The following is a 324-nucleotide window of genomic DNA, read 5'->3' on the forward strand; positions in this document are numbered from 1 at the left end:
CCTCGCGCAAGGATCGCAAATATTCGCCCGTCGCGGCAAGCCTGATCGCGCAAGCACAGGTGCCGTCGCAACCTTATTTCCCGAAGATCGGGCCGATCACTGGCGCCGCCGCCGCTGCTTCGCTGTTGTTGATGGCCATCGGCACGCTGCTTGCCGAGCTGTTCTCTGGCCGCGCCATGCGTCCGGCCGCCGGCGCCCGTTTCGCCAATATCGAGCAGGTGGCAATGCCGGTGACGCGCGCCGAGCCGGCGGTCGCCGAAGAGGAGGATGATGGGGATCCTTTCGCTCCCTATGAGGCGACCATGCGCCGCGGACGATTGCCGC

1 pseudogene is annotated in these 324 nt (G+C 66.7%); it reads left to right on the plus strand.

The window, feature by feature from the left end:
• Positions 1-324 (plus strand): annotated as a pseudogene (locus tag EN852_RS37760) (chain-length determining protein); the annotation flags it as partial.

Origin of the sequence: Mesorhizobium sp. M2E.F.Ca.ET.209.01.1.1 (assembly GCF_004010375.2) — a bacterium.
Lineage (GTDB): Bacteria > Pseudomonadota > Alphaproteobacteria > Rhizobiales > Rhizobiaceae > Mesorhizobium.